At 51.8% G+C, this 8,960-nt stretch carries 11 protein-coding genes; all 11 read right to left on the bottom strand.

Annotated elements, in window-relative coordinates; all coding sequences use genetic code 11:
* On the bottom strand, nt 1-253 hold a 253-nt coding region (locus tag OR1_RS22160), incomplete at its 3' end, for a hypothetical protein (protein ID WP_152609951.1).
* 34 nt (nt 254-287) lie between these two features.
* A complete protein-coding gene (locus OR1_RS17370; protein WP_041973593.1) occupies nt 288-1,415 on the bottom strand; it encodes a hypothetical protein in 1,128 nt (375 codons plus the stop codon).
* Between the two features lie 120 nt (nt 1,416-1,535).
* Nucleotides 1,536-2,057, bottom strand: coding sequence for a DUF1566 domain-containing protein (locus tag OR1_RS17365; RefSeq protein WP_052440601.1), 522 nt, complete (start codon nt 2,055-2,057; stop codon nt 1,536-1,538).
* Nucleotides 2,058-2,088: 31 nt separating this feature from the next.
* The gene (locus tag OR1_RS17360; RefSeq protein ID WP_041973589.1) at nt 2,089-2,607 is read right to left on the bottom strand and encodes a DUF1566 domain-containing protein; all 519 of its coding nucleotides are present in this window, start codon (nt 2,605-2,607) and stop codon (nt 2,089-2,091) included.
* A gap of 34 nt (nt 2,608-2,641) precedes the next feature.
* Entirely contained in the window at nt 2,642-3,352 is a 711-nt protein-coding gene (locus OR1_RS17355; RefSeq protein ID WP_041973587.1) for a DUF1566 domain-containing protein, read from the bottom strand.
* Between the two features lie 229 nt (nt 3,353-3,581).
* Nucleotides 3,582-4,058 (bottom strand): hypothetical protein, encoded by a 477-nt coding sequence (locus OR1_RS21105; protein ID WP_152609950.1) that lies wholly within the window; start codon nt 4,056-4,058, stop codon nt 3,582-3,584.
* 10 nt (nt 4,059-4,068) lie between these two features.
* Nucleotides 4,069-4,440 (bottom strand): hypothetical protein, encoded by a 372-nt coding sequence (locus tag OR1_RS21100; protein WP_052440597.1) that lies wholly within the window; start codon nt 4,438-4,440, stop codon nt 4,069-4,071.
* A gap of 34 nt (nt 4,441-4,474) precedes the next feature.
* On the bottom strand, nt 4,475-5,143 hold the full coding sequence (locus tag OR1_RS17345; protein ID WP_052440594.1) for a class I SAM-dependent methyltransferase: 669 nt from the start codon (nt 5,141-5,143) through the stop codon (nt 4,475-4,477).
* Nucleotides 5,144-5,259: 116 nt separating this feature from the next.
* A complete protein-coding gene (locus OR1_RS17340) occupies nt 5,260-6,054 on the bottom strand; it encodes a formylglycine-generating enzyme family protein (protein WP_272946207.1) in 795 nt (264 codons plus the stop codon).
* Nucleotides 6,055-6,195: 141 nt separating this feature from the next.
* Nucleotides 6,196-7,320, bottom strand: coding sequence for an NADH:flavin oxidoreductase (locus tag OR1_RS17335; RefSeq protein ID WP_041973584.1), 1,125 nt, complete (start codon nt 7,318-7,320; stop codon nt 6,196-6,198).
* 8 nt (nt 7,321-7,328) lie between these two features.
* Nucleotides 7,329-8,771, bottom strand: coding sequence for a pyruvate kinase (gene pyk, locus OR1_RS17330; RefSeq protein ID WP_041973611.1), 1,443 nt, complete (start codon nt 8,769-8,771; stop codon nt 7,329-7,331).
* Between the last annotated feature and the right edge of the window lie 189 nt (nt 8,772-8,960).

The raw sequence follows: 8,960 nt of genomic DNA, 5'->3' as shown, positions 1-8,960 counted from the left end.
CTCCCTGACGCGGGGCGCTGCCATCCTTGCCGAAGTTAGAACTCGTCTCACGGTTTACCGTGTTGTAGTCGGCCTGCCGAGCCGCACCGCTTTGACCTTTGCCGAAGTTGGTACCGGCTTCACGATTCACTGAGTTATAATCCCAAGGCCGTGTAGAGCCTTTTTCTTTACCGGGCGAAGCAGAAGGGGGTCCGTCCTCCCGGTAGGGGGAGGTGAGCCAGGTCCCCTTCAGCAGCGGTACGGCATAGGCCATCTTCTCTCCCAGGGTCGGGCTGACGCCGTGCGGGTCATGGCACGGGGTGCATAGGCCGTTGATGCGCCCTTGACTTGAGTAGCTGAGGAATTTCCCCCCCCTTCAGATGGCTGCTGACGATCTCGGTCCGGCTCTGGCGGTTGGCATAGCGGGAGGTGGAGCCTTTTACCCCGGTGCCGAAGTGGGCGGTGTCTTTATATCCGATGATCGGTTCTTTGGCGCCGTAAGTGCTGTTGTAGCCCCAGGGGGTGGCCCCGCTTTGGGCGGTCTCATGGCAGTCGAAGCATAACCCGGCGCCGGGATTGTACGGATTGCTGCTTTTTTGATCTGTGTTGGCGGAGGGGGTGTAGTTCATCCGGTAGCCGGATCTGCCGCTGCCGGTCTGCTTGAGGATACCGCCACGGTTGGTGCCGTCGTAGGTACGGTAACTGGTGGTGACTCCGGTGATGTCTGAGCCGTGGGAGTTGTGGCAATCAAAGCATTCGACATTCCTGGCATTGCTGCCACCGCGGGTGATTGGGATCTCTCCGTCATAGCCGCTGGCGCTGCTCCACCCTCCCTGGTTGGCGGATGCGTTGCCATGGGCGGAAAAGGCCTTGGTGAGCCGCATCTTCTTGTTTGATGCCGAGGTGGAGTATTTGCCCCAGGTGGTGGTCCCGGCGGCGGAATAGCGGGAGGCGACGCTCTGGCCGTCCCAGGAATAACGGGAGGGGCTGTTGGGATCGCCGCTGAACGGCAAGATGGCGTTATTCCCATCGCTGTGACACCCAAGGCAATGCCGGGTGATCCCGCCTACTGCTGTCCGCTCTCTTGCAGTGGCTATCTCGGAAGGGGTATAGGTTACTGCCGTTATTCCGCTCCGGTATTCTGTCGGCCGTGTTCCTTCACCCCAGATTACCAGGTCGACGGGAGCGTTCTGCGAACCACCCGTGTGGTACCGGTTGTCGATTCCGCCATCGGGTCTGGCTTCCCAGTGGCAGGCGTAACAATGCTTGCCACTGACACCGGTCTTCTGGACATGATGGGAGCCAGATCCCATCTGGGTCGTAACATCAACATGACAGTCAAGGCACTCCTCGCAATAGGCGGCCGGGGCGATCAAGGCCGCAAGGGCCGCAATAATTGGGGCAGAAAACCGCAGCCGAAAAAAAGAGGCAAACATAGGCGTTCCCTTTCATGGTAAACGCCGTTGTTTACCTCCTTGGATAATATCTGCAATTCTGAGCAGTTAGTGGCGAAACCCCATTGTCCCGCCAGCCCATGAAAACATGCAAGTAAAAGACTATTTGCCCGCGCGCACCAACCTTACGAAAAATTTGTAGCTTTTGTCATTCCCGTCGCTGATGCCATATGGGAAATATATATTCCAGGCAAAATTCTTGTTCTCGGCAAAAGGTGTGCTCGACCAGAAAGACATGGTCGGTGTTGCCGGGAAAACTATTTCGTTGATGGCCGGCATTGAGCATTGGCGTTCAACTATTGACCCTAACTCCTTGATATTCGGGAGTCGCCAGTCATTTTTCCCGGCGAAGGTGCTGTTTGCGGCTACCTGCAAGGCTTCCTGCCAGGAAAAGATAGCAGGCGAACCGTGCTCACAGACGCTCCCGCTCAACCCCTCACTGCACCGTTTCCAGATCAATCCGGTCACGCTGTCGGTTACGGTCCCATCCTCATTGTTAATGAAACGGTTTATGGGAGTTGAAGCCTTTGGCCAGTAAGTATGGCACAGCTGGGCTCCGGACGCCACCACAGGCATTAACGTGACACAAGCCAGAGTCATTACATAGAAGAAAGCGCGGTACATGAAGCAGCTCCTTAACAAGAACATGCAAATACTACTTACCTGATCGAACCAGACGAACATAAAGGCTATAGTTCATGCTGCAGCTATCACGAACCCCATCGTTGAAATTGACGTTCCAGCCCCCGTTCGAATAACCGGAATAGAATGAAGAAGACCAGAAGTTTGATGCCGGTGTGGCGGGAAAAACCGTCTGGTTGACTGCCGGCATGGAACATTGATACTCAACAATGGTGTCAAGTTCCTTGATTGTAGGAAGCCGCCAATCCTGCCTGCCCGCAAATTTGCTGGATTCGGCAGCTTTCTTGGCTTCCTTCCAGTTATATGTAGAAACAGTACCGTCCTCGCATTTAACTCCGGACAATCCTTCGCTGCACCGCTTCCAAATGAGTCCGGTGGAACTATCAGCAACAGTACCGTCGCTGTTTATGACGAATCTGCTTGCCGGGGTCGACTCGGCAATGTCTGCTGGACGGCATGTCTGGGCCGCTGAAGATATGACGGGCGTGGCAATAACCGCCAGAAAAGCCAAGAAGGTATATTTGGATTTCACAGGATAACCTCTGGTAGAAGTTTTGCGGATAATTTCATTTCCCGCCCCGCACCAGGCGAATATGGTATGCCCAGCTCTTGACACAATGAGTAATGCCGCCTTCGTCAAAAACGACAATCCACGCAAAAGACGGTTCCGGAGCAAAAGAGGTTGCAGTCCAAAACCCGGCCGGTTGAGGCATGTTCGGGAAGAAAACGGGATCAATTGCCGGCATGGATCTTCCGTAATCCACTATCGACCCAAGCTCTTCAATAGAAGGCATGCGCCAGTCCTTGAACCCGCACCATCCGGCTGAGTTTACGGCCTTTACGAACTTTTCGGTATCGCACCCGCCAGCTACGCCGTTGCATATCGCATCATCCGGCTCGCCGGACATACCATCCCTGCCGCCATTGGTCTCGTCGTCGGAGTTGTACCAGGTGTAGGTGTGCAACGTGTCGTGCAGTCCGTTATCGCGCGTCTTTCCTTCCCAGATGAGCCCGGTGATATTGTCGCGGACGCAGCTCCAATTCGCTGCGCTTGCGGGAAGGTCCTTGCCGGCAGAATCCATCTTTGTAAATTCGAAAGCTTTTTGATAATCGGCGTCTTGCCGAGGATAGGAAGATTGAACTGTCTGAAGCCGGTTGTTGGCTTTTGCGCCCCAGGTGGTGACACCGGTACCGTTAAGCCCCATGCTTCCCTTGGTCTCTGCCAGTACAGGTTTTACGAGGGATAGGATTACGATAAGCTTCAGTATGAGTTTCAAACCCTGCTCCTAATGCCTGCTAAATACGCACCCATGCTGATACATTATGCTTTTCTTCAGAAATAATGATTTAAGGTCCGACGACAGCACTGCAAACCTACTGAAATACTTGAAACCTTCCTACAAAGGGAAATTACCGAATATTAAAAAGCATGAAGCATGCCTGACTCGTTTGCGATTGCCGGGGATTCATGATTAAGAGTTCAATCTCGAAAACAAGGAGTTATCGTTACTTGATATCCTCGATTTTCTTCCAGGCGCGAATGGCTTTGCCGGTCGGCTCCATTACCCCTTCCGGTCGTAAAAACTTTTTCACCTTCAATACAACGCCCTTTGTTTTCGAATTTATCACCGATTTGACCTGAACCGGCTGAAAATCTTCGGTAACGTTCATATACTCCCCGTTTTCCGGGGCGCCACCGCCGATTACTCCTCTAACCTTCAGATAAAACGTTTCGCTACCATGTACGCGCAACAGGAACTCACCTTTTTTGTCGGTCCTGTCTGACACAAACAATGGCCTCCCCATTGCCTCAGGAGACAGATAGGCAAACACCACTACACCTTCAACCGGCTTGCCATCAAGATCTAGCACTCCCCCTTCAATTGCTGTAATCCCTTTGCTCCGTTGAATCATTTCCGGGGTAAACATAAACACGCTGCTGAGCACGCCGAGGTCAACCTTTGCGCCGGGAGCAACTGTCAAAGGGAGCGCATCACCCTTCGCATCCCCGTGAAAATAAAGGTATTCTCTCCCTGTCGGCGGCCCGATCTCGCCTTCGGGGGTTTTTTTGAGCCACCATTAAGTAGAAAGTGCCTTCAGTAACTCCGATGGAAAAACTACCGTCCTTGTCGAGTGGCGAGATAAGATCGGGGATGCGCCAGTATTTGTAAGGATCTGGAGGCGGCCCCATCAACTTGTCATACAATAGCACTACCCCGTTGGGTAAAGGGGTCTTGCCATTTATCAGCACCTTGCCGGAGATTACTCCGTATTCCGGCTGGTCAGACGGGACTGGAGAGCCATAAGAAGTAGCTGTTAGCGACAATAAGAGCAATGCCACAACAATCAATGAACCCGGTTTCATAATCGTTCCCTTAACTGCCCACTGTTGCGGACAATCATTTTTTCCCAAAAACGAGAAAATATTGATATGGAAGAAAGAAATATTCCGCCTCCATTGCAAACCCGGCGCTCTCAACTTCCTGAATAATTGCTTCTCTGGGGGCTCTTTTGCGCGGTGGCGGCGCACCGGGGATTTCACCCTTCATATTAAAAGATACAATTGCCAAGCGCCCGGTACTTTTCAATACGTCCCTCAATCGAGACAGATACTCCCCCCGATTTTCAATAAAGATGTAGGTATCACAAAGAAAAACCAGGTCAGATGAAGCCTTTGGCAACAACGGATCGTTTGGCGGCGCTAAAATGACTTTAACATTTGCGACGCCTTCATTTTTAATTCTCTTGGCAATATGCTCGGTCATGCTCTGATCAACATCCACGGCATAGACAACACCCTGGTTTCCTACTCGCTCGGCAAACAACATGGTGAAATAGCCAGTGCCGGCACCAATATCTGCTACGATATCGCCGGATTTTACTCGAAGCTGGTCCAGGACCTTTGCCGGCTTTTGCCACACCTCACGGCGGGGGTCGTCCATCGTTGCTGTAGGCACAACAGAATAGAAACTCTTCCCGCTATCCTGCGATGCGGCATCGGCCAAACAGGCGACTGCCTCAAACTGAAGCGTAATCAGCGCTAAAATAATTAATTTTCTTAAGGTCATAGTAGATCTAAGTTGCGGAGTTTAGTAACGGGAGGAGTCTCGATGAAGAAGAATTATTTCATAAACGCGCAGTCATGGCAATCATTTTGACTTTACATCAAATAAGATGATTAAACTCATTTTCCCGAGCAGACCGGACGGAACCCTAACTGGCTACTGCGAAAACCCGGCAGAAAAAAGTCCCGATAAGAGACTCGGATCCCTTTTTGGTCGTAAAACCAGCTCCCACCCCGATATACCTTGTTGGTGCCGACTGCCGGGCCGGTTGGATTGTTGATCGGCGACTCACGATAATATTTTTCCCCATACCAGTCTGCCGTCCATTGCCATACGTTCCCGCTCATATCATAAAGGCCGAGCCCGTTGGGCTGCTTCGTTCCGGCGGGGCGGGTGCCGGTTCCGGAGTTGACCGAATACCAAGCCACTGCATCGACATCGTTACTGCCGGCATATTTCTCCGACTTTCCACCGCTACGCGCAGCATATTCCCATTCCGCTTCGGTCGGGAGACGGCAAGCAAGCCCGGTTTTACCGGAAAGCCATTCCGAATAAGCAACAGCATCATTCCAAGTTACACATACAACCGGGTGGTCATCGTTCTGAGAAAAACCGGGATTCAGCCAAGAAGCACCAACGACCTTTTTCCATGCCCCCCGGTCAAAGGTATAGCATCCCTCACCTTTTTCAGCCTCGGTATGAAAGCCGGTCTCGGCAACAAATGTCCGAAAATCTCCCCTGGTAACAGCATACTTTGAGATTAAAAAGCGGTTGAGACAAACCTCGTGCTGAGGATATTCGTTAAAATAGCCATCGCCAAAACCGTCTCCCATCTGGAAGCAACCTGCAGGTACACCAAGAAGCTCACCAGTAAGGCCCTTATGACCATGGCCAGCACAGGCTGCCAGCTGCATCATACAAAGCGAGAGGATCAATAGCCGATAAAATTTACACCAACAGGGCATTATTATTTCCAAGATTTTGGTTTCAGCAAATCAGATTTGATTCAAGTTTGCTTTAGGATTTGGAGGAGAATAGACCGGCATTGCATGTTGTCAGAGGGATGCATTTCTGCTTTCCCGCTCGATTTTTTCTACTACGCAGTATATGCCACCTTCCTTAAGCCCCGGCTTAAAACAACCGTTACAGGATATGCAGCGGGAATGAACTTCGTTGCCCTGCGCCCATCGTAATGGCAAAGTGGGTTCGCGGATTAACGGTCGGGCAAAGGCCACATAATCCGCTTCTTCCCTTCTGATTATCCCCTCAACAAGCTCATATGACCGCAAACCTCCGACGACCATCACCGGGCAAGAAACGGCATTTTTGATTCTGTATGCTAATGGTAAATTGTAGGCCTCATTAATGCGGGTCTCAATTCCCTGGCGAACCGGGGTCTCGAAGCCGGACGCGGGAGTGCCGCCGCTCACTTCAATGGCATCGATCCCCTCTTCATCCAGTTGCCGGCAAGCAAACACGGCATCTTCGAGCGCAAGCCCCCCCTGAAGATTGTCGCAACCATTGATCTTCACCATTACCGGATAATCGGCGCCAACCTCATGCCTGACAGCTCGATACACCTCCATCAGAAAACGGTGCCTACCGTCAATATTGCCGCCATAGCTGTCATCGCGCCTGTTGGTGAGTGGTGACAAAAACTGGTTGATCAGGTAACCGTGCGCAGCATGAAATTGAACGGCGTCGCAACCTGCTTCGCGAGCACGGGCTGCGGAACGGGCGAAACAACCGGTGAGTTCCTTGATCCCATTGTTATCCAACTCAGCGGGGAGTTCAGGATACTGCTCCACTTTGACCGAAGAGGGAGCAACCGGCTGGGCACCACTCATTTTCTCCGTTGTCTGGCCACCGCAATGTACCAGCTGGACACAAAACTTCCCTCCCTGCCTATGTACGGCATCGGCTAACTTCCTTAGATCCGGGATAAATTCATCTCTGTGCACCCCAAGTTGCCCCGGGAGCTGTTTGCCGTCGGATCTCACATAACCGTAGCCGCTTATGACAAGGCCAACGCCGCCAGCCGCAAGTGATTCATAATAAGCGGCCAATTTATCCGTTGGTCGGCCGTCTTCGGCGCACATCCCCTCCCAGGTTGCGGAGCGAACCAGCCTGTTTGCCAAATGCATCCCTTTGATACTGGTTTCGTCAAACAGATTTCTCATGGCAGCTCCTAGAAAATCTCGTAAAAGCCTTTTGCCCCCAGTTTGTGGACCTTTAACAGGTTGGTAGAGCCACGAGCCTCAATCGGAACGCCCATAGTGATGATGATGACGTCCCCTTTGCGAAACCCATTAGCCAGCAAGGTATCTTCAACGGCATTTATCTGCTCGTCAGTTCCGCTCAGCTTACCAACCACACAGCTGTTGACCCCCCAGTACAGGGATAATCTTCTTTGTATTTCGGGAAATGGCGTGAAGGCAATGATTGGCAGCTGGGGCCTGAACTTCGATATCAGTGCTGCAGTGCTCCCTGACTGGGTCAGCACGGCAATGCACTTGGCATTCAGGGATGCTGCTGCATGGCACGCAGCCTGTGCGACGGCGCGGGAAATATTATTGCTGATACCGTCCGGTCGATGACTGACCCGCCATAGTTCGGATTTTTCCACGTTCAATGCGATTTTGCCCATCGTTTTTACGGCCTCGACCGGAAATGCTCCTGATGCCGTCTCGCCTGACAGCATGACGGCATCGGTTCCGTCAATGATTGCGTTGGCAACGTCGGATGTCTCAGCACGAGTCGGCCGGGGATGGCTTATCATCGATTCAAGCATCTGCGTTGCCGTAATGACAGGCTTACCAGCCTCGTTGCAGGCACGTATGATCTTTTTCTGAAACAACGGGACTTTTTCCGGGTTGATTTCCACCCCCAGGTCACCACGAGCAACCATTACGGCATCGGTAACCTTGAGGATCGCTTTGAAATTTCGCAGCGCCTCCGGCTTTTCGATCTTGGCGATAACCGGCAGATGCATGTCATGCTCGTAAATGATCCTCTTGACCCCTTCGATATCGGCAGCAGTGCGAACAAAGGACAAGGCGATGTAATCGACCCCGGCTTGAAGACAGAATTCTAGGTCCTGCCTGTCTTTTTCGGTCAATGATGGGCTGGAGACATTTACGCCTGGAAGGTTTATCCCTTTGAGATCTTTTAACGTTCCTCCTTCAATTACCGTACAATGCACCGTGTCGCCGTCAACCGCGGCAACTTTCAACTCTATCAAGCCGTCGTCCATGAGGATTCGGGACCCGGCGCGGACATCGTTAGGCAGTGCCTTGTAAACCGTTGAGATAAGACCAGGGCGGCCAAGCAGGTCACGAGTAGTGATCGAAAGCGAATCACCTTTCAGCAACTGGATTGCGCCGTTTTCCATCCTTCCGGTGCGTATTTTGGGGCCCTGAAGATCAGCGAGTATCCCTATCTGCTTTTCCCTTTGTTTAGAGACTTCTCTAATATACTGGATTGTTACTGTCTTTTCGTCATTTTTCCCGTGCGAAAAATTCAGACGAAATAGATCGACACCTGCATCAACGAGATTACATATCATTTCCTTACTGCAGCTTGCCGGCCCGACAGTGGCAACGATCTTTGTTCTCCGCCCAAAATTTTTCATGTTACCTCGATTAACTTCAGTGGTGGAAGCGTCCTGAACGTTTTCGATGTTCGGCATTTGGTGATTTGTGACATTCAAAACACTTTAAATCCTGCACCTTACGAACTTCCAGCGAAGAAGCTGACGATTGTCCTGTGGTAGGCATGTTATACGCAGGCGTCTGAAAAGGCTCCCTGTTTCTCTCATCGG

This window comes from Geobacter sp. OR-1 (assembly GCF_000813145.1).
Lineage (GTDB): Bacteria > Desulfobacterota > Desulfuromonadia > Geobacterales > DSM-12255 > Geoanaerobacter.
This window is presented reverse-complemented; position numbering and strand designations above follow the sequence as displayed.

Excerpts from the sequence above, each read along its gene's own strand:
- OR1_RS21100 (WP_052440597.1), bottom strand. The coding sequence starts at position 4,440 with ATGAAACCGGGTTCATTGATTGTTGTGGCATTGCTCTTATTGTCGCTA.
- OR1_RS17340 (WP_272946207.1), bottom strand. The coding sequence starts at position 6,054 with ATGCAGCTGGCAGCCTGTGCTGGCCATGGTCATAAGGGCCTTACTGGT.
- pyk (WP_041973611.1), bottom strand. The coding sequence starts at position 8,771 with ATGAAAAATTTTGGGCGGAGAACAAAGATCGTTGCCACTGTCGGGCCG.
- OR1_RS17345 (WP_052440594.1), bottom strand. The coding sequence starts at position 5,143 with ATGACCTTAAGAAAATTAATTATTTTAGCGCTGATTACGCTTCAGTTT.
- OR1_RS17365 (WP_052440601.1), bottom strand. The coding sequence starts at position 2,057 with ATGTACCGCGCTTTCTTCTATGTAATGACTCTGGCTTGTGTCACGTTA.
- OR1_RS17335 (WP_041973584.1), bottom strand. The coding sequence starts at position 7,320 with ATGAGAAATCTGTTTGACGAAACCAGTATCAAAGGGATGCATTTGGCA.
- OR1_RS17370 (WP_041973593.1), bottom strand. The coding sequence starts at position 1,415 with ATGTTTGCCTCTTTTTTTCGGCTGCGGTTTTCTGCCCCAATTATTGCG.